General features: G+C 61.7%; 17 protein-coding genes. 6 read left to right on the top strand and 11 right to left on the bottom strand.

Annotated elements, in window-relative coordinates:
• Positions 1 to 6 precede the first annotated feature (6 nt).
• From lnt to HZC36_10100, 3 genes are all read left to right on the top strand, one after another.
• Positions 7 to 1,470 (top strand): apolipoprotein N-acyltransferase, encoded by a 1,464-nt coding sequence (lnt, locus tag HZC36_10110; GenBank protein ID MBI5707328.1) that lies wholly within the window; start codon positions 7 to 9, stop codon positions 1,468 to 1,470.
• 249 nt (positions 1,471 to 1,719) lie between these two features.
• Complete coding sequence (locus tag HZC36_10105) at positions 1,720 to 3,726, top strand: DUF5107 domain-containing protein (protein MBI5707327.1); 2,007 nt, start codon at positions 1,720 to 1,722, stop codon at positions 3,724 to 3,726.
• Between the two features lie 283 nt (positions 3,727 to 4,009).
• A complete protein-coding gene (locus HZC36_10100) occupies positions 4,010 to 4,438 on the top strand; it encodes a hypothetical protein (protein ID MBI5707326.1) in 429 nt (142 codons plus the stop codon).
• Between the two features lie 178 nt (positions 4,439 to 4,616).
• Here the strand turns inward: HZC36_10100 and HZC36_10095 are convergent, their stop codons facing one another.
• The 10 genes from HZC36_10095 to fabZ all read right to left on the bottom strand — a co-directional run bounded on the left by HZC36_10095 (position 4,617) and on the right by fabZ (position 15,202).
• The gene (locus HZC36_10095) at positions 4,617 to 7,457 is read right to left on the bottom strand and encodes a hypothetical protein (GenBank protein MBI5707325.1); all 2,841 of its coding nucleotides are present in this window, start codon (positions 7,455 to 7,457) and stop codon (positions 4,617 to 4,619) included.
• Positions 7,447 to 8,133, bottom strand: coding sequence for a hypothetical protein (locus HZC36_10090; protein ID MBI5707324.1), 687 nt, complete (start codon positions 8,131 to 8,133; stop codon positions 7,447 to 7,449). Before HZC36_10090 ends, HZC36_10095 begins: the two co-directional genes overlap by 11 nt.
• Positions 8,123 to 8,842, bottom strand: a complete 720-nt coding sequence (gene pilO, locus HZC36_10085) for a type 4a pilus biogenesis protein PilO (GenBank protein ID MBI5707323.1) — start codon at positions 8,840 to 8,842, stop codon at positions 8,123 to 8,125. The genes HZC36_10090 and pilO overlap by 11 nt, the downstream gene beginning before the upstream one ends.
• Positions 8,839 to 9,441: a hypothetical protein gene (locus HZC36_10080; GenBank protein MBI5707322.1), complete on the bottom strand. Its 603-nt coding sequence runs from the start codon at positions 9,439 to 9,441 to the stop codon at positions 8,839 to 8,841. Before HZC36_10080 ends, pilO begins: the two co-directional genes overlap by 4 nt.
• Before the next feature lie 16 nt (positions 9,442 to 9,457).
• Positions 9,458 to 10,555 carry a type IV pilus assembly protein PilM gene (pilM, locus tag HZC36_10075; GenBank protein MBI5707321.1) on the bottom strand — a complete coding sequence of 366 codons (1,098 nt, stop codon included), beginning with the start codon at positions 10,553 to 10,555 and terminating at the stop codon, positions 9,458 to 9,460.
• Complete coding sequence (locus HZC36_10070; protein ID MBI5707320.1) at positions 10,545 to 11,018, bottom strand: helix-turn-helix domain-containing protein; 474 nt, start codon at positions 11,016 to 11,018, stop codon at positions 10,545 to 10,547. Before HZC36_10070 ends, pilM begins: the two co-directional genes overlap by 11 nt.
• Positions 11,015 to 11,836 carry an AAA family ATPase gene (locus tag HZC36_10065; GenBank protein MBI5707319.1) on the bottom strand — a complete coding sequence of 274 codons (822 nt, stop codon included), beginning with the start codon at positions 11,834 to 11,836 and terminating at the stop codon, positions 11,015 to 11,017. Before HZC36_10065 ends, HZC36_10070 begins: the two co-directional genes overlap by 4 nt.
• A gap of 935 nt (positions 11,837 to 12,771) precedes the next feature.
• Entirely contained in the window at positions 12,772 to 13,944 is a 1,173-nt protein-coding gene (locus HZC36_10060; GenBank protein MBI5707318.1) for a hypothetical protein, read from the bottom strand.
• Positions 13,941 to 14,729, bottom strand: coding sequence for an acyl-ACP--UDP-N-acetylglucosamine O-acyltransferase (lpxA, locus tag HZC36_10055; protein MBI5707317.1), 789 nt, complete (start codon positions 14,727 to 14,729; stop codon positions 13,941 to 13,943). Before lpxA ends, HZC36_10060 begins: the two co-directional genes overlap by 4 nt.
• 23 nt (positions 14,730 to 14,752) lie before the next feature.
• Positions 14,753 to 15,202 carry a 3-hydroxyacyl-ACP dehydratase FabZ gene (gene fabZ, locus HZC36_10050; protein MBI5707316.1) on the bottom strand — a complete coding sequence of 150 codons (450 nt, stop codon included), beginning with the start codon at positions 15,200 to 15,202 and terminating at the stop codon, positions 14,753 to 14,755.
• Here fabZ and HZC36_10045 point away from each other — a divergent pair.
• The 3 genes from HZC36_10045 (at position 15,137) to ruvB (ending at position 18,436) form a co-directional block, all read left to right on the top strand.
• Entirely contained in the window at positions 15,137 to 16,477 is a 1,341-nt protein-coding gene (locus HZC36_10045; protein MBI5707315.1) for an FAD-dependent oxidoreductase, read from the top strand. The genes fabZ and HZC36_10045 overlap by 66 nt on opposite strands.
• Before the next feature lie 313 nt (positions 16,478 to 16,790).
• The gene (ruvA, locus tag HZC36_10040) at positions 16,791 to 17,393 is read left to right on the top strand and encodes a Holliday junction branch migration protein RuvA (protein ID MBI5707314.1); all 603 of its coding nucleotides are present in this window, start codon (positions 16,791 to 16,793) and stop codon (positions 17,391 to 17,393) included.
• The gene (ruvB, locus tag HZC36_10035) at positions 17,390 to 18,436 is read left to right on the top strand and encodes a Holliday junction branch migration DNA helicase RuvB (protein MBI5707313.1); all 1,047 of its coding nucleotides are present in this window, start codon (positions 17,390 to 17,392) and stop codon (positions 18,434 to 18,436) included. Before ruvA ends, ruvB begins: the two co-directional genes overlap by 4 nt.
• On the opposite strand, the gene HZC36_10030 is transcribed toward ruvB, so the two are convergent.
• Positions 18,433 to 19,239: a hypothetical protein gene (locus tag HZC36_10030; protein ID MBI5707312.1), complete on the bottom strand. Its 807-nt coding sequence runs from the start codon at positions 19,237 to 19,239 to the stop codon at positions 18,433 to 18,435. The two genes, ruvB and HZC36_10030, sit on opposite strands and share 4 nt — an antisense overlap.
• Positions 19,240 to 19,259 lie beyond the last annotated feature (20 nt).

The following is a 19,259-nucleotide window of genomic DNA, read 5'->3' as shown; positions in this document are numbered from 1 at the left end:
CCGGTCATGCGGCTGAAGGAATCTCTGACAAAAGCCGCTCCCATCCTCCTCAGCGCGGCGCTATTCCAGTTGGCGTTCCCTCCTTTAAGGCTAGGGCTACTTGCTTTCGTGGGGCTGGCTCCTTGGCTCGCAAGCCTGAAGGGCTTGGACGGCCGGCAAGCGCTCAAGTCGGGATATTGCTTTGGGGTGTTGTTCGGGCTCGGGCAGATGCTCTGGCTGCAGGATCTGGTGGCGCACTGGGTTGGCAATTGGCTGATGGGCCTGATCCCGTTGGTTCTGGCCTCGCTCTTCCTGGCCTGCTACTTCGCGCTTTTTGCCTGGCTCGCCGCCAAGGCTTGGGAGCTCGAGGCGCCCTGGATGATCCCGCTGCTCTGGGCGGGCGTAGAAGTCCTGCGGAGCTTCCTTCCGACGGTGGCGTTTCCATGGGGGCTTTTGGCCACGCCGTTGACTCCGTTCCCGGTGCTCTGCCAATTGGCCTGGTTCGGCTCGATCTACGGCGCCTCGGCCTGGGTCGCGATGGCCAACGTCCTGATCGCGCGATTCCTGGTGGGCCAGCCGTTCGTGGGGCTCCGCGCGCACCTGATGGCGTGGATCGTCCTGCTGGCAACCAGCATCGTCCGGTACGGCGCGCCCTTTGAAGGGACGCTCACAACCGTTACCGTCGGCCAGCTCGGGGTCGATATGGCGTTCGGCACACCCAGCGAACGGGAGTTGGGCGCTTCTCAGGCCGTCGACGCTCTCTACCTCGCCGCTTCCATGCAGAAGGCCACGCTCTTGGTGCTTCCCGAGGGGCTGATGGAAACCAACGGCACCTGGCCTCCCCCAAAGCGGTTCAAGCTTGGCGATCGCCCTGCGGTGCTGCTCGGCGGCAGGCGCGGCAAGGACCCTACCTATCAATCGGCGTTCGCCTATGACGGCACCTGGCAGTATGCCGACAAGACCAGGCTGGTGGTGTTCGGCGAGTACGTCCCGTTGCGCGGCCTGCTGCCGATCGCCGACGCCTTTCAGCTTCCGGGTGGCGACCTGACACCCGGCGATCAGGTCAAAACGATCGAGGTTGCAGGGATCAAAGTGGGGGCGCTGCTTTGCTTCGAGGGCCTGTTCAGTGACATCGCCCAGACTCACGCAGCCCAAGGCGCTCAGCTCTTGGCGCAGATGTCCATCGACGATTGGTACATGGGCACCGCCGCGCCCGATCAGCTCAAGGATGCGGCGACGTGGCGGGCTATCGAGTGCGGATTGCCCCTGGTCCGGTCGGCGTGCCTTGGATACACGTTAGCGGTCGATCAACGGGGGCGGGTGCTCTCAGAAGCGCCGCTCGGGAAGAGGGTGCCGCTTCACGCCGAGCTGAAGATCCCTGCGAAAGCGGACCTGTTTCCACTTGCTCGCTGGTCCCCGCCGCTGTTTGGGCTATGCCTTCTGCTGCCCTTTTTGGGGCCTTTTAGAAGGCGCCTCAGGCAAAGCGACTGACCGAGGCGGGCTCAGCCGCAATCACGATTCTTACCGGCTCACTCCTCGCCGCCCTCACCGACTCACCGGCTCACCTTCTTACCCACCCCACCCCTTCATTGCCGGTTAGATAGATGTTCGTGGTCCTTGCCCCTCACCCTGTTCGCTTCGCTCACAGCCTCCCCCCGGCGGGGGGAGGTGAACCAAACCAAGTGGCTATGTCCCCACCCCCTCCCTTCTCAGTCGTCTAGACCGGCATACTCCCTAGACGTGGCGAAGCTCACCCTAACCGAATGGGAGTTCCCCAGCGCCGACCTGGGACCCGAAAACCCGCATCCCCCTCTTCAGCTCGACTTTCCTCTCATGGCGCACTTCGAGGGCCAGGAGGTCTGGATGGACACCGTCCTCCCCTATCGGCTGCAGGACGGCTACGGCCGAACCCTCGCACCCAGGAAACACCCTGTGGCCGTGCTTGAAAGCGATAGGCTCAAGGCGACGTTCTTGCTGGGTCTCGGGGGGCGGCTTTGGTCTCTCAACCACAAGCCCTCGGGCCGCGAGCTGCTCTATGTGAATCCCGTGTTTCAGCCCGTGAACATCGGCATTCGCGGCGCTTGGTTCTCGGGCGGTATGGAGTGGAATATGGGGATCTTCGGGCACTGCGTGTTCACCTGCGAACCCGTTTTTGCGGGCAAGACGGTCGCCCCCGACGGCGGCGACGGGATCCGTTTCTGGGAATACGAGCGCCTGAGGGGGATCGTCTGGCAGGTCGACGTGTGGCTCCCCAAGGGTTCGGACTTCCTGCACGTGATGCCGCGAATTCAGAATCCGCACGCCAAGACGCAGCCGATGTACTGGTGGACGTGCATCGCGCCCCCCGAGATCGAGGAGGCCCGTGTGCTTGCGAGCGCGGACGAGGCGTTCGAGCCTTATCACGACGGGCGGCACGGTTACGAGGTCAAGAACCTGGCCGACGAGCCGGACCTGACCTATCCGACCAGGCGGCCTAAGCCCAGGGACACCTACTTCGACGTGCCGGAAGGCCGCCGGCCTTGGGTGGCGCAGGTGGAGCCGAACGGCCACGGCGTGCTCCACCTGTCCTCACCGCTACTCAAAGGCAGGAAGCAGTGGGTCTGGGGCATGGGGTCTGGTGGCAGGAGATGGCAGGATTGGCTTTCGCCCTCCACCTCCCCCCTCGTGGGGGAGGTCGGTAAGCGAAGCGAACCGGGTGAGGGGGAAGGGGGAAGCGCTCTTCACCCCTACATCGAAATCCAGGGCGGGCTGGGCAAGCGCCAGGCGGAGTATGTTCCGATGCCGGCCTACACGGACTGGAGCTGGCTGGAGGTGTATGGCCCCATGGCCGGCATGGCCCGCGAGCCGTGGTCTCAAGCGGTTGGGGCAGTAGATGCCCTCATCGAAGAGAGGTTTCCAGAGAGTGCCTTCAAAGACGCGGAGCAAAAGCTTAGGAAAGCTTCGCGGATTGCACCGACAGAAATTCTTTTCGGTGGCTCGGGTTGGGGGGCTTTGGAGAACGCTCGGCGCCAACTGGACGGTGAGCCACCCACCAGCGGCCCGGAGACGCCTTTTCCGGATTCCGGCGTGGACGAGCGCCAGGTGCCGTTCTTGCGCGCCCTGGACGGCGCCCCAAGCACAGACTGGGACGTGAGCACACCGCCAGGCGATTTCGTCGGGCCCGAGTGGCGACCCGTGCTGCAGACCGCCGTGCGCCGGGATCCCAAAGATGCCTGGGCATGGCTCCAATTGGGGGTTGTGCACTTTCAGTTGGGTGACCGAGTTGCCGCCCGCGCTGCGTGGGATCGAAGCTACGCGGCGCAGCCTAACGGCTGGGCAGTTCGAAATCTTGCGGTACTCGATGTCCTAGAGGGCGATGCGCCGAGCGCTTCCAAACGCTACGAGACCGCGTTCGAACTGCTTGGCGAGGAGCCAAAGCTGATGGACGAAATCCTCTGGCTGTTCTTGGGCGCCCGTTCACTGCTACTGCTCGAGGCGTTCCTTGGCAAGCTGAGCCCAGAGGCGCTTGCGAGGCCGCGTGCGCGCCTGGCAACCGCGATGCTGGCCCTTCAAAAGGGTGATTTGGCGGCGGTCCGAGCCTACTTCGAGCAGGATTGCGATTTGGCCGATATCCGGGAATGTGAGGTCACGACCTCCGAGCTTTGGAAGGGGCTGTGCGGAGCCGACCCCGCGGCGGGAGACCCGGACAAGGTGCCGTGGCAATACGACTTCAGGATGGGGGTCGTGATGCCAGTTCGGGCAAAGTGACCAAGCCACGGATAAGGGGGATGGTAGCTCCTGAACGGGCAATCGATTCACAGTCGTGGTCCGAACGATGGGTTTAGAGAACACGAGTTCAGAGCCCGGGTTCTCCATTCTCATTTCTCTGCAAAGACCTGCGGCGCCAGGCCTGCGAGTCGCCACCATACGAGAGCATTGGGGCACAAAGACCTACTTTCAGCGGTCTGGGTTGCCGTCGCGAAGGGTGATCCACTATGCTCTTCATCCAGCGAGGAATCGGGCATCCGGTCACCGCAGGGAGGGAGACAACTTGGACGTAGTGATCAAGATTCTGGTCGTCATGCACTTCATCGGAATGGCAATGGGGTACGCCGTCTCCATAGCCAACATCGTAATGAGTGTCTTGATGTCACGTGTCGAAGCAATGGACAGAGCCATCCTGGGCAAGTTCCCGCCAATGATGTCTACAGTCGGTACTGCCGGCCTCGGCGTTCTTTGGGTCACAGGCATCGCCCTCGTGTTCACAAAGTGGCAAGGCTTCACAATGCTCCCTTCGACGTTTTGGTACAAATTAGGTGCCGTTGTGTGCCTAACAGTTACGGTCGCCATCATCCACCGCCTACAGCGCTTGGTAAGAACACAAGGGCCGTCTGCTCTTCCAAAACTCCAGGCCGCCGGCAAGGTAGCAACCGTCTTCGCGCTGGTTTCGCTCATATTGGCTGTCTTCACGTTTAGGTAGTTCCGATTCATCGATCAAGGCCGTTTGGGTTCGATCCAGGTGCGAAGAACGTCTTTAGGCCCCCCCCGGCCAGAAGCCCTCAACAACGAACCAGGGGATCGGACAGCAAGAGAGGCCGCCGGCGCTATTGGCGCCGGCGGCCTCTCTGCTTCGACTATCATGCCGACGTTACGCCGGTCTACTTCAGATCAGGCTTAATGCTGGTCGGATTCGCGGCGTTTGCACGCTCGTTGTAATCGACCTCTTTCGCCGTCAAGAAGAACACCACCTCTGAACGGGTCCGCTTGTTGTCAGTCCTGCTGAACAGTTGGCCGATCAGCGGGATCTGGCTCAAGATCGGCACACCGCCGACCGACTTCCGATCCTCATCCTGGATCAGACCGCCGATGGCAAGGGTCTCGCCGCTCTTCATGACGACCTGGCTCTGCGAGTAGCGCTCCGTGGTCTGGGGCAAGTTTCCACCGCCGGGCACCGGAGTGAAGCCCTTCAGAATTGAAAGGCTCGGGTTCAGGTCGAGCATCAGGTTTCCACCCGCGCCGACCCGCGCCACCACGTTGAACTCCACGCCCACATTGAGCTCGCCGACCGTGATCGTCGTACCGTTCTGTGAGGCTTGGATCGTCTTGATGTACTGGATGCGGTCGCCGATGAAGAGGCTCGTCGGCTTGCCGTGAAGGGCGAGCAGGTTCGGCCGTGCGAGCATCTTGTTGGTGCCCGCGAGCTTGTCGAGCGTGCCGAGCACGTCGGAGGAGCCTCCTCCGGCCCATCCCAGCGTCCCGCTGATGTTGCCGGGGCTTGCCGCCGTGTCGCCCGTGCCGTTGTTGAAGCGCAGGGTCTTCACCGTGCCGCCCGTGAGCAGGCTCCAGTCGAGGCCCATGCGAAGCGCTTCTTCCTTGGTGAGCGACATGACGCGCATCTCGATGGCAACCACCTTGGGCGGCAGGTCCATCATCTCGATGAGCTTCTTGGCAGCCGCGATCTGTTGAGACGTTCCGTGAAGCATGATCTTCATCGGCTCGTAGCCCATTTCGCGCCCGGCCATCGAAGCGCCCTGCTGGCCGCTCGTGATGTTTCCGGAGCCGCCCGACTTGGTTCCGCCCGATCCACCGGAACCTCCGGAGCCGCCTTCGCCGCCACCGGAACCGCCCGACTTGCTGACCGTGCTGCTGGCCGATACGCCGCCGTCTCCAAAGACACGCGAGCCCTTGGCTTCATTGCGCTCCCAGAGTTCAGGGTCCTTTTTGCGATGGAACGTGCCGCCGGACATCAGCGGGTCCACGGGTCCAGGCAGGAGCGAGGCACGGAGCCCGTGCACGCGCTGCTGGCACTCATAGGCCACCTCAAACGGCTCGACGAACTTGAGCTCGACCACTTCGACGCTCTGGCGAGCGTCTTGCTGGCTCTCGGGATACATGATGTCGTTGCCTTCGCAGATCGCTCTGTCGAACGATCGAGCGAACTCGGCCACGAGGTCCAGGGCTTCGATAGGACCGGAGATCATGAGCATGCTTTGGAAAGCCGCCATGCCGGGTACCGGGGTGACCTGGGTCTCGGTGATGTTGTAGGAGTCTTTGCTGGGGTCCCGGTCCACGAGCGCCTTCACGGCTTCGCGGATGCGGAACGTCTGCATGCTGTAGATCGGGACGACGCGGGTACCGATGTTGGCGGACACGCCGAGGCGCGCGGCGCGAAGGATCTTCGCGTCGAGGTCGCGCACCATGGTCTCCACTTCGGTGAGCCGGTCCGGAGTGCCAACAAGCACCAGATACGGGTCCTTATTGGCCTGGGTCGGACCGTTTCCGTTGTCGTTCGAAACGGTTTGAAGCGCGGTGCTCGCTGCGCCTTGCGTGCCTTGCCCCGTGGGCAGACTTCCGCCTTGTCCACCCTTGGCCTTGTCGTCGCCGGCGGCGCCGACCTCGGAGGAGGCCTGGTTCTGGGTCTGGGAGATGGCGACCTTTTCGCTGGGAAGAACCAGGTCATAGTGGCCCGACATGGTCTCCTGTGGGATCGCCTTCAGCACCGAAAGCTTGATCTGGTTGCCCTCACCGCTCATCAAGTTGATTACACGGGACTCGCTGGGAGTGTCCGCGCCACCCTTGATCTGCTGCATCGCCGAGGCAAACTTGGAGCTCGACGTAACGATGAACGCATTGCCCATTCGCGCATAGCGGAGGTTCGCCATCGCCGAAACAAGGTCGAGCGCGCTCTGCACCGTCACCTGGTTCAGCGCGACCGTGATCTTGCCGGCCACTTCGGGGGAAGTGACGATGTTGACCTCGGCCTGCTGGGCCAAGGCGCGCAGGATTTGCACGACATCCGTGGCGACAAAGGTCAGGTTGACCTTGAACTGCATGGGGTCGGCGGGCTTAGGCGCCGGGGCGATTCCAGCCTCGCCGGGAATCACGCGCTTGGAGAAGTCCAGCGGCGGAACCGACTCCGGGAAGGAGACCGTGCGGTTCGCGGGCGTTCCCATGGGCTTGATCGTCTTCATCGGCTTTGCAGCCGGTGCTTTTGAACTCACGTCGATGGTGATCTTCGGGCCCTTTGCGGCGGGCGTCGGATCGGGCGATTGCTCGACCGCAGCCGTTGCGGCGGCCTTCTGGGTCGAGGATGCCGCTTGGCCGATCCAATCGGCGCTCTCGTCTCCCCAACTGATCGTCCAGCCGTCGGCCGTCTCGGTGGCCTTGGGTTCCTCGGCAGCCGTGAAGTAGAGGCACACGAAGACCGAGGGCGGCTTGGCGTTCTGCCAGCCGTAGGTGAAGTAGCGAAGTCCGGCTTCGCGGGTTCGCGTATAGCCGGCTTTGCCTTTCAGCTTTCCAGAGAAGGTGAACTTCCAGGTCTTGCCGCCGTTGGTGGATGCCACCTTCGGCTCGCTGAGCCCGTCGCCGCTGACTGTCAGCGAATGGCCGCCATTGGCGAACGCGGGCTTTACGGCTTCGAGCAAGCCCTGTGCGGCGGCGGAAGCCGACAGGACAAGCGCCAAAGCACCCGCAATTAGGATTTTAGGCTTATTGAGCATTGGGGGTTCCTCCAACGATAAAGGTCAACATCTTCTTGTGATGTTTCACGTACACCTTGTTCTTTGAAATCTTGGCCAGGGTCGAGTCTGGGCCGATCTCGCCTCCGACGGGAACCAGCTTCTGGTTTCCCGAGCCATCGGCGAAGACCACGGCGGGATGGGTCCCCTCAATGAGGCCAACCGCCGTAAAGGCGAATTCATCAGGCTGGCGCAGCGGATCGCCGGGGCGAACGCCCACGCCATCCGCGCCAGGAAGTCCGGCTTGGCCTGCACCAGGAACCGGAAACGGCGGCATCGAACCGCCGAGAGGCGGGTTGCCACCCAAGATCGGAGGCTTTGGAGTCGTCGATTTTGCCGGTTCTGGCTGGGCGGGCGGATTCCCTTGCTGAACGGGCGGCATGGAGCCCGACCTGGCAAAGGGATCGCGCTGGTTAAGCGGGATGTTGTAGACCAGGCTTGCCGGATTGTCCTCGGAAATCTGGTTGTTGGCCACCAAGTTCTTCAGCTTTGCGGTGGCGTCGCCATCCTCATAGAGCGCCGCCGCTGTTGACTGCTTCTTGTCGGCTCTGTCCTTCTTCGCGGGCTCGCCACTCCCCACGAATTGGAAAGCGCCGACCGCGAGCAGAGCCACGCCAAGGGCTCCGAGCACCATCGTCTTTTTCTTGTTAGCGTCCATTCGGATTCGCTCCTTGCTTCGCCTCAAGCGGCGCGCGCCCGTTGGCTACGGACGGATGGGGCTCCTGAATCTCGGCCCCCGCGCCCTGAGACGATGACTTCTTGAACTCATCGGCGAGCGCCGAAAGCTCGTCTTTCGAGGGGCGGAACAGGTACGTTTTGAGCTCGATCGTCATGTCCAGCACGTCCGAGTTCAGGCCCGGCTCGTTCTTAGGTTTCAGGCTGACGGCACGCGCCGCAACGATCTTCGGGAAGGTTTGCAGAGCCGTCACGAACTCCGACGCGGCCTTGAACGTGCCGCGGCCCTTGACCTCGATCACGAGCTCCACGTAGGGCTGCTTCTTCTGCTTGCCGGCCTTCTTGTCTTTGGCGCTCTCTTGCTTGGGAATCGGGCGAACGCCGAAGACTTCAAGGCCGTGGGCGCGGCCAAACGACTCCAACTCCTTAAGAAGCGTTGGAACGTAGGCAAACGCCGGCACCGACTTCTCAAGATGCTCAAGTTGCTTCTGACCCTCTTCAACCTGCCTCTTGGTCTCGTCCAGTTCCTCTTGAACTTGATACGGCCGCTTGACTTCCTTCTTGAGCTTGTCCCGCTCGACTTGTGCGGCGGTGAGGGAGCTGTACTGCATGTACATGCCGCCCGCGCCGACAAAGGCCACCAGGGCCGTCAGTACAAGCCAAATCGTGGGTTTCGGAGTTTTCTTTTTCACGCGGAACCTTCCTCCTTCTTGGCCTTCTTGGGCTTCTCTTCTGCCGTCCCCGCCACGGCCGCGTCAATGGCGAACTCGATGCCCTTGCCATCCGACACGACCTTCTCCTGGGCGAACTTGAGGTTCACGTTCTCCAGGTCTGCGCAAGCTTGAAGGCGCATGATGAACTCGCCCACCGGCTCAAGGCCGTCCGAGAGTCCGATGAAGTTCGTTTGAACGGGCTTTGTCGGGTCGTTGAAGCTCGCGCGCATATCGGTCAGCCACAGTGGCGACGGGGTGTTGCGTGCAAGGTGGGCCAGGATCCGGTCCCATCGAGCGCTGATGGCCTGTGCGTCCTCCAACGTCTTGAGGCGCGGCGTCAGCTCCGCCAGGACCTTCTGGTTCTCTTTGATCTCGCTGGTCAAGGGCTTGAGCTTCAGCGCGTCTGCCTTGAGCTTGGCGACGTCGCCTGCAGCCGATTCCGCCTTAAAGAGCATGAATCCGAACCCTACTGCAGACAGCCCGGCCGCCCCGACAAAGGTGAGGAACGCCATCCTGACCTTGGATTCAAGGCGCTTGGCTTCCTGTCGCTGCTCTTCGATTAGGTTGATGAGAGGCATTTCTGTCTTCCTTTCCTTATGCGGCTTTGGCCGAAACCGACGAGTACGAACGCATCGCAAGCCCGACGGCGACCGCCGCCTCGTTGCCCGCTCCGGTCAAAACCACGTTCTCGCCAACGCCGGCGACGCCGAGCACACCCGCAGCCTCGGTAGGGACCTTCAGCTTGCTGGAGGCGTATTCCGCGAGGCCCGCCAACTTGGAGCCGCCGCCAGTCAGCACGATCATGTCCACGTTCTTCGAGCCCTCCTCTTCCGCAAGCTGCGACTGGAAGTAGTTGAGCGAACGGCGGATTTCGCGGATCAGATCGTCGACGTGCGGCTGAACCACCCTTAAGGGCGGGTTCTCTTGAGGGCCATGGTCCTTCGCCAGGACCGAAAGATCAAGCTGGGATTTGCCCTCCTCGGCCTCTTCTACCGAGAGCTTGAAGTACTTCATGAGGGCTTCGGACAGCAGGTTGCCTCCGTGGGGGAGCGACCGCGTCATGGCGAACTCGCCGTGCCGTACCACCGCCAGGTTGGTCTTGGAGAAGCCGACGTCCACAAGCACCAGCGTCTTGTCAGCCTCCTGATATTGGGCTCTGGCTTCGATGAGCGCGCGGTAAGCTGCGAAGACCTCGACGTCGACCGACTCGGGCTCGAGGCCCGCGAATTCGCAGGCTTGCACCCGGCTGTTGACGATGTCCTTGGGCGCCGCGACCATCAGCACGCGCATCTGGCCGTCCGCGGAATCGCCCAGAATCTCGAATTCGATAAAGCTGTCTTCGATGGAAGTCGGCACATAACGGCCGGCCTCAAAACGGATGGACTTGCGCAAGGTGGCTTCCGACATCTGCGGCATGTTCACGGCGCGCACGATGACCGATCCGCCCCCTACCGCGAGTGACGCAGCGCTGGATTGGACATGGCTCTCGCGCACCGCCCGCTTGATCGCGAGCCCGACCGATTGAGGGTCCAATACGACGCCATCGCGCACGGTGTCCTTGGGTGTCTCGACCCAACCGTAGCGCTGCAGCTCCCATCCCGTCGAGGTTGGGGCGACCTCGGCCACGCGAATGGCAAACTGCCCGATGTCGATGCCGACCGTGGGTTTGCGTCGGAACAGATTAAGCGACATTTCGCTTGCCTCCCATGTTCATGCTCTGGAGTGAAAGCCATTCCTCGATTGCGGATTTGGAAAAGCGCCATCTGCCGTCGATCGAAACCGCCGGCACGGTCCCCTCGGCGGCCATCTTTTCCAGCGACTGCGGGTTCACCCTCAGCAGGGCGGAGGCCTCGCGAGTGGTGAGCACGGTGTGCTGCGATCCGACGACAGCTGAGAACAGGCCCTTCATCTGTTCGGGCGAGAGATAGAGCTCCAACCGAACGAGATGGCCCACGCCCATGCCTTGCGCTAAGGCAGTCGGCGAGGCCGCGGTATCCGCGGCATCCAGCTTTGGCGCGAAGGCCTGAGGGACGTCCGTTGATTCCACTGGCGTAGCTTCTGTCGGCGCGTTCGTGGGGTCGAGATTCATGGTTTCCTCGTGGTTCAATGCAGCGCGAAAACTCGCTGCTCCTCGGATGGCGTCGGCCAGATTCAAGCGGCTTCCTCCTTTCCGAAGTACTCGTTGATGACGTCGTGCATCAGGAAGCCGTCGACGATCTTGGACTTTCGGGCCATGCCGACCATGAGTGCGTTGTCGGCGAGTTGGCAGATCACGCGGGGCGTGCCCTGCGAGGCCTGATGGATCTCATAGATCGCGTCTGGCGAAAAGAGGTTGGCCTCGCCGCCGTATCCCGCGGTCCGGAGCCTGAAGAGCACCAGTTCCCCCGTCTCCTGCACATCCATAGGCGTGAGATTGCATCTGATGGCCATGCGCTGTTGGAACGCTGGTACTTTTTGGAGCTTTGCCTTCATTTCAAGCTGTCCCAAAAGGAGCAGCGTGATGAGAAACTGATCGTTGAGTTGGCAGTTCAGAAGCAGCCGGAGTTCTTCAAGGGTCTGGGTGTTGCGGACCAGGTGCGCCTCGTCGATCATGAGCACGACTTGCTGCCCTCGCTCGTAGTGCTGGATCAAGACGTCATGAAGCTCCTGAACCAAGATCTGCCGGTTTCGGGAGGAAGTCTCGTGGCCAAGCTGGTGAAGCGTTTCTTGGAGGATTTGAGTCGGCGTCAAGATAGGATTGACGATGAGCACAACGCGGAATCGCAGGGGGTCGAGGAGGTCGAGGAGCTTTCGACTGATCGTGGTTTTGCCAAGGCCGATATCGCCGGTGAGCTGCGCTGCGCCCTTGTTTCGCAAGATGGCGTAGTGCAACATCATCAGCGCGTCTTCATGGCCTTGGCTCATGTAGAGAAAGCGCGGATCGGGCGTCAAATTGAACGGCGGCTCTTGCAAGCCCCAGTACAGTTCATACATACATTAGGCTCCACGGACTCAATCCCAGTAGGTTTATCGGGGAGCTCGGACCAAAACCTCAGGCATCCGTCAGGGGTTGCAGCGTGAGATCGCGGGCCACGATGAAAGTGGGCAGCGAGAGACAGAATGGAGTGCGAGGGGCCTTCGGGGATCGAGCATCCAGCGTGAACCGGGGGAGGCTCACAGGGGATGAGATTCCGCCTATCCAGTCACGGAAGGTACGGAGGAATACGGTGTTGGCGCTCGCGATGGGTGGATGGCCTTCTTGCTTCGGGCGGGGGACGTGCGAGCAGAGGAGGTGGAGATGAGTCGGAAAGACGGGGAGGCGGCCGACGGCTAGTGGTATGCGGATGGAGGGCGGGATTTACCCCGCCTTTTCAGGGAGGGCGGGCTTCAGTCCGCGACGCAAGCAATGAACTCTTGCCCAGGCCCATTGGCGCTGGCACGTGCGGCCTTGGGACAGGCGTGAGGACGGTGGACGGGGAAAACGACCCCAATTTGCCCCCAAACCCGCGACCTGAGGACCCCAAAAAAACAAAAAAGGAGGGAGCATCCCTGCTCCGACCTCCGTTTCCACCAATCCTTGGTGACTCCAGGGAGGATTATACCCACCTTTGCGCGGAGGGACCTATGACTTTTCCCCAGCGACTGCGGATATGAACCGTGGATGAGCAACCTGCGCTCAGCTTGGGCCCGTTCTACTGTCGCGGCAAAAGAGTACAAGTTGGGACAGCGAATCGGGATGTTCGCCGGCTGGTCTGCAGATCAAATGTCCGCGTTCCGACTTGAGCGCATCCCAAAAGCCGGAGGCGCGCCCCGTCAGGGCTTGTCATCGCACGCGCCGAGGGTCCGAGGCCTCCCCCTTCGCTTCCTTGTCTCGCCCCGCTGGGTCTCCCGGGCAGACCTTTGAGAGGCGCTCAATGCTCAACGATCAGCTATGCCTTTGCCGTCGTTCTTACGGCCTCGCTCTGCTCTGGCTTGCGGTCGGCCCCGATGCCCAGCATCCCCAGCGCGACGCAGGCTGTGTGGGTGATGGCGTCCGTGGGGCCGAGGAATTTGTCGAGCTCCATGAAGCTCCAGATCTGCTGCCTGCGCTCCTCGCCCTCGGTCAGCAGCTTGTCGAGATGCGCACGCACGTTTGCGGCAGTCGCGTTATCCTGAATGAGCTCGGGCACAGCCTCTTTTCCCAGCAGGATGTTCGGCTGCGAAATGAACTCGAACTTGAGCCCCGCCAGCTTTGCCTGGAGCGCCACTCCAGGGCTGACCCGATAGAGCACGATGTGCGGGCAAACGCAGAGCGCGGCCTCCAGCGTTGCCGTCCCGCTGCATACGATCGCCGCTCGCGCCCGATAGAGGACGCCATAGGTGTCATCTTCGGTGAAAAGGTCGCCTGTTCGCTCCGGCCGAAGCTTGAGCCACTTCGACCTAAGGAAATCTGCCGAGAAATTGGGCGCCACGGCGAATTCCGCTGTGCGCATTTCATCTTTCAACGCCTCGGCAATCACGGGCAGGAGCAAATCGATCTCTGACCCCCTGCTGCCCGGAAGCACGGCGATGTTGAGCCGATCCTCCTGGCCCGCCTTGATCAGCTCCTCTTCGCGCTCTCGCACAAGTTGCCGCGCCGGGTGCCCGAAGCAGTGCGCCTTCGCGCCCATCTTCCTTAGCAGATCGCAAGACCAATAGAACGGTGTGACGATCTCGTCGCAAATCTTGGGAAGGTCCTGGCCCTGGCGGTCTCGCCGCCACGAGCCGGGCGGAATGAAGTAGAGCACCTTCCATCCGCGGCTTTTCGCATATCGCGCCAGCTTGCAGTTGAAGAACCCGAAGTCGATGGGAACGAAGAGCCCTGGCTCATCTCCGGAGATTGCCTTCTTGGCGGCGCGGAGACCCCTCCAGCAGCGCGGAAAAACCTTGACAGCCTGGGCGATCCCAATCACGCCCCATGAGGAGGAATCGGCTGCCAGGGACACGCCAGCTTCCTTTGAGCGTCTTCCCCCGATTCCCTCGAAGCGCAAGTCGGCACCTTGCGCATGAGAGCGCATCTCCCTAACCAGGGCCGCCGCGTAGGCGTCCCCGCTCGCCTCGCCAGCCGATAGAAAGACTCTCAAATCTGGTCGCCGCGGCCGTTCTTTCCGCGATAGAGCCTCTCCAGGAACTGGATCATGTATTCGACTTCAGGGGTCATCGGCACCTCCGATCGCACTGCTGCGAGTGCGTTCGATAGACCTAACTCTGATTTAAACAGAAGTCTGCACGATTTGTGAAGTGCTAAGCGCGCTTCTTGTGAAACACCGTATCGCCGAAGGCCCACGGCGTTGATATCCACCACCTGCTCGCGCTCGCTGTCGAGCAGGGTATAGGGAGGCACATCGCGCGTGATCTTGCCGAATCCGCCCACCATCGCCACCTTGCCCACCCGCACGAACTGATGGATACCCACCATGCCCCCAACCGTGGCGTTTTCCTCTACCGTCACGTGGCCACTGCACTGGACAGAGTTGGCCATCGTGACGTGGTTGTGGACGTGGTCGTTGTGCCCCAGGTGGACATACGCCATCAAGTAGCAGTCGTTTTCGACCACGGTCTCGTTTCCCTCGCCCGTGGCCCGGTGAATGGTCACGTACTCCCGAAACACGTTGTCGTTGCCAATGCGAAGGTAGGTCGGCTCTCCGCGAAACTTCCGGTCTTGTGGGTCGCCGCCAATCACCGCGCCCTGGCCAAACCAGTTGCGCGCGCCGATCGTCGTGTTCCCTTTGATCGTGACATGGGAATCGAGCGTGCATTCCTCGCCAACCACCACACCTGCCTCGACGTGGCAGAACGGGCCGACCGACACATCGGCAGCCAGTTCCGCTTTCGGATCGACAAAAGACAGGGGATGAATCTTCGACATCGGGTTCCTTCAGCCCCAGCCCGCTAGGTGAGTTTGAACTTCATTTCCATCGTGGCAACTTGCTGGCCGTCGACGAACCCCGTCGCTTTGAAACATCCGATCATCGCCCTGAACCACTGAAGCTCGATCTCGGTCACCAGTTGGTCCCCAGGTACGACAGGACGGGAGAAACGGACGTTGTCGATGCTCCCGATGAGAGGGATTCTGCCCGCGTTGGAGGGGTCGGTCAGGAGCAGGACGGCGCCTGCCTGCGCCATGGCTTCGATGATCAGCACACCGGGCATCACCGGCTTTCCGGGAAAGTGCCCGCCGAAGAACTGCTCGTTCATCGTGACATTCTTGATGCCCTTGCACGACTTGCCGTGGATGACATCGTAAACTCGGTCCACCAGCAGCATCGGGTACCGATGCGGCAAGAACTCCATGATCTCTTCGATGCGGATCTCGCGTCCACCTTCGGGGGTATTCGCCATCTGGGTAAGTGTACTCGGCTGGGCATGGTGAGACTCCGGGAAAACTCTGGTCCCCTTTCCCCCATCTCTTCATCTCCTCCATTGCCCCTCATCCCTTCATCTCTTCATGACAACGCCACCTCTCCACAGGGGAGGGCCCAGGTAGGAGATGAGGGGCGGGGGAAAGGGGCAGGCGGGCCAATGCCGCACAATAGCCAAATGAGCGGCATGCGGGTTGCAGTCGTCGGGGCGGGCATTGCCGGCGCCAGCGCGGCGCGGCATCTGGCCGAGCGCGGACATGAGGTCACGGTGTTCGAGCAGTTCGAGCCGGGCCATACAAAGGGCAGTTCCCACGGTCAATCGCGCATCGTGCGCAAGGCCTATCCCGATGCCTTCTACACGGCGATCATGCAAGAGGCCTATCCAATGTGGGCCGAGCTCGACGCCCACAGCGACCTGAGGCTCCTCCATGAGTGCGGGCTCCTTTACTTTGGAAACCAGGCGGACCCGAGCCTTTTGGCGGTGGTCGAGGCTCTCAAAGCGCTCGATGTTCCCCATGAAGTGCTCGACCCACTCGCTTCCGCCCAGAAGCTGCCCGGCTTAATCCTCACAGAGGACGAAATCGGCATCTTCACGCCCGAAGCCGGATGGGTGAACGCGGGCAAATCGGTGCAAACCTCGCTGGCTCTCGCGGAGGCTGTGGGGGCGTGGATCGTGAGGCAAAAAGTCACGTCTCTGGAAAAGCTGGAGAAGACCTTTGACCGAGTGGTGCTCTGTGCGGGGCCGTGGGTCGGCAAGTTTGTCAAGCTGGACGTGGCCGTGACCGTGCAGACCCTGGCTTATGTGAAGGGCAAGCACGAGGGGCCGGTGTGGATTGAGGAGGGCCCGCGCTACGCCTACGGCTTTCCCTCAGAGCCGGGCCGCGCGGCTTGGAAGCTTGGGGCGCACAACCTGCGGATTCCGTGGGACCCGGACGATCCGGATCGCCCCGAGTCGCAAGAGACGTTGGACGGCATCGAGGCGTTCGCGGAGCGGAGGTTCGGCGAGGTTCGCAGCCCGCTTGAGCCGGAGGAACCCCTGGTAACAGACGTAATCACCTGCCTTTACACCAACACGCCCGACGAGGATTTTCGCTTCGGGCGACTGAGTGAGAAGACGGTCTATGCGTCGGCATGCAGTGGGCACGGGTTCAAGTTTGGGCCTTGGGTGGGGCGGTTTCTGGCCGACGTTGTCGAGGAGAGACAGGACATTGGGCGGTACAAGAGGTTCTACTGTGAGGCTGAGAGGGTGGGTTAGCGGGCGACGGTGCTCCGAAGGGGCCGCACGGAAGTTCTGCGGGTGAGGTTCAGGTCTGTGGCTAGGCAACCCAGGCGAGACGCCTGGGCTACGGCAGCTAAGTTTTGGGCTGTAGAAATCGATAGGCTCAGTCGGAGATACCCAGGCGAGGCGTCTGGGCTACATCGGCCGACCCCCTCACCCGGTTCGCCGGAGCTCACCGACCTCTCCCCAGGGGGCGAGGCGGTTCCTGGACTTCAATCGCCCTTCGCCCTTCGCAAGTCGCTTTCCCTATTGACTTCATTTACGTAGACACGAGGTAACATAACGGGCCATGATCGGACGCCTTCGAGGGGAGTTGCTGGACGTTCAGGGCGCCATCGCGGTTGTCGATGCCGGCGGTGTCGGCTATGAGGTGCTCCTGCCGGAGTCTGTAGCTTTTCAGCTTCCCCCTGTGGGAGAGTTCGTCGATCTCACGATTCGCACGGTGGTGCGCGAGGATTCGATCACGCTCTATGGCTTCCTGACGGCTCATGAGCGAAGGCTTTTCGATCTCCTCACGGAGGTCAACGGCTGCGGCCCCAAAAGTGCCCTTGCCCTGATCGGGCAGCTTGGGGAAGAAACGGTAACTGCGTCGATCCTGTCGCAAGACGCCAAGACCTTGACTCGAGCCCCGGGCGTAGGGCCGAAGCTAGCCGACCGCATCATCCTCGAACTCAAAGAGAAGATCGCCCAGGAGAGCCTCCACCGCAAACTGGAGCGGGCGATGCTGCCCAAGGCGGCTATTCGCGCCGGCAAGGAGGACACGCTGGTCGAAGCGTTGCTCATGCTTGGATACCGGCGGCAGGAGGCCGAAAGCGCGGCCCAGGATGCTCGGGACCAAGCGGAAAGCGTCGAGGAGCAACTTAAGGTCGCTCTCAGGGGGCTCTCCAAGTGAACCGGCAAAACGAGGACATCGTGGCCGAGCAGATTGCTGGCGATCGCCAGGTGGAGACGTCGCTCCGCCCTCGACGTTTGGACGAGTTCATTGGCCAGGAGAAGATCAAGGGGAATCTGGGCATCTTTCTGAAGGCCGCCCGGGACCGGGCCGAGCCGCTGGACCATCTGCTGCTCTACGGACCTCCCGGGCTGGGCAAAACCACCATCGCCCACATCGTGGCCACCGAGATGGGGGCGACGCTCCACGTAACCAGCGGTCCCGCGTTCGAGCGGCCAGGAGACCTGGCTGGCATCCTCACGAACCTGGAAGAGGGCGCGGTTCTCTTCATCGACGAGGTGCATCGGCTCAACCGGACGGTCGAGGAGATGCTCTATCCCGCTATGGAGGAGTTCAAGGTCGACATCATGATCGGCAAAGGTCCCGCAGCGCGCTCGATCCGGCTTGATCTGCAGCGGTTCACGGTCATCGGCGCGACGACAAGGCAGGGCCTGCTGACGGGACCGCTGCGCGACCGCTTTGGCATCGTCACGCACTTCCCGTTTTATGACGCGGAGGCGCTGTTCGCGATTGTGTGCCGATCCGCGGGGATACTGGGCTACAAGATCGAGGAGCAGGGCGCCAGGGAGATCGCGCGGCGCTCGCGGGGTACGCCTCGCATCGCCAACCGCCTCTTGCGCCGGGTGCGGGATTTTGCGCAGGTGGACGGCCACGATTCGATCCAGATCGAAACGGTGCGAAAGGCGCTGACGGCGCTGGAGGTCGACGATCTGGGCCTTGACCGCATTGATCGAACGCTGCTTTCGGTGATCATCGAAAAGTACAGCGGGGGACCCGTGGGGCTGGAGACGCTTGCCGCGAGCACCGGCGAGGATTCGGGCACGATCGAGGACGTCTATGAGCCCTATTTGATGCAGCAAGGGCTGATTCAAAGGACGCCGAGAGGAAGATGCGCGACGCCGATGGCGTACAAGCATTTGGGTGTAGCGATGCCGAACAAGGCGGTCGCTAGTTCACCGAACTTGTTTGAGGCGGAAAGCTAAACCTCAAACTCCATCCCGTCGTAGCCCACGTTGATTCCGTGCGGGTTGAAGAATGCTTCGAGCTCCGCATGCGTGGCGTTACCGTTGTGGCTGTGATGAGTGGTTGTGATAAAGGTCTCCGGCGTGACGCAGCCCATTTCTCGCAAGCGGGCAACTACAGCGAGGGTCTCGTCGGCATCCAAGTGGCCCCAGTAGGAAGTAGAGTTCAGCCCTTCCGTGCATTCAATCACTAGAGCATCTAGCTTCCAACCCTTCAGGAACTCCCAGGTCGGCTCTTGCCAGATGCCGGTGTCCGTGCCGTAGAGGAGCACCTTTCCGTCCCTTTCGATCAGGAAGTTCTGGCTGTCCTCGTCCTCTTTGTGGTGGCTGCGGATCGGCGTGATGGTGTAGGACCCGTGCTGAAAGGTCTGGAAACTGTGCGTCTCGACGACTTCGATGGGCCAGTTCGGGTACTCGCAGGCGAGCATGTGGCAGATCGTTTCGTTGGCATAGATGGCGAAGGTCAGGTGGTTCTCTGCGCTGAAGGGATACAGGCCGTATTGGATTTCCTTGATCGCGAAGTGGTCATCGTCGCTGTGGGTGATCAGCATCGCGCACCAGTCGCGCGCGTCGAGGCGATCACGGTGGATATGCAGGAGCGTGTCGGGTGGAAGGTCGATCTTGAGGCAGCCGTCGATAAGGGCGCCGGAGCGCGTGCGAACGTCCTTTCCACCGTGCTCGCGGGCATAGTCGCTAACGCGCGTGCTGGATAGAAAGGCCGGGATGCCTTCCGCTGCTGCAGTTCCAAGGAGACGGACCTTCATCGGTACTTCTTTGGCGTTTA

This window comes from Armatimonadota bacterium (genome assembly GCA_016223145.1).
Classification (GTDB): Bacteria; Armatimonadota; Fimbriimonadia; order Fimbriimonadales; family Fimbriimonadaceae; genus Nitrosymbiomonas.
The sequence above is the reverse complement of the archived record's forward strand: the minus strand, read 5'-3'. Positions and strand labels throughout refer to the sequence as shown.

Coding starts and splice junctions, on each gene's coding strand:
- ruvA (MBI5707314.1), top strand. CDS start 16,791: ATGATCGGACGCCTTCGAGGGGAGTTGCTGGACGTTCAGGGCGCCATC.
- lpxA (MBI5707317.1), bottom strand. CDS start 14,729: ATGTCGAAGATTCATCCCCTGTCTTTTGTCGATCCGAAAGCGGAACTG.
- HZC36_10080 (MBI5707322.1), bottom strand. CDS start 9,441: ATGCCTCTCATCAACCTAATCGAAGAGCAGCGACAGGAAGCCAAGCGC.
- HZC36_10030 (MBI5707312.1), bottom strand. CDS start 19,239: ATGAAGGTCCGTCTCCTTGGAACTGCAGCAGCGGAAGGCATCCCGGCC.
- HZC36_10090 (MBI5707324.1), bottom strand. CDS start 8,133: ATGGACGCTAACAAGAAAAAGACGATGGTGCTCGGAGCCCTTGGCGTG.
- lnt (MBI5707328.1), top strand. CDS start 7: ATGCGGCTGAAGGAATCTCTGACAAAAGCCGCTCCCATCCTCCTCAGC.
- fabZ (MBI5707316.1), bottom strand. CDS start 15,202: ATGGCGAATACCCCCGAAGGTGGACGCGAGATCCGCATCGAAGAGATC.
- HZC36_10045 (MBI5707315.1), top strand. CDS start 15,137: ATGCGGCAAGAACTCCATGATCTCTTCGATGCGGATCTCGCGTCCACC.
- HZC36_10095 (MBI5707325.1), bottom strand. CDS start 7,457: ATGCTCAATAAGCCTAAAATCCTAATTGCGGGTGCTTTGGCGCTTGTC.
- HZC36_10065 (MBI5707319.1), bottom strand. CDS start 11,836: ATGTATGAACTGTACTGGGGCTTGCAAGAGCCGCCGTTCAATTTGACG.
- pilM (MBI5707321.1), bottom strand. CDS start 10,555: ATGTCGCTTAATCTGTTCCGACGCAAACCCACGGTCGGCATCGACATC.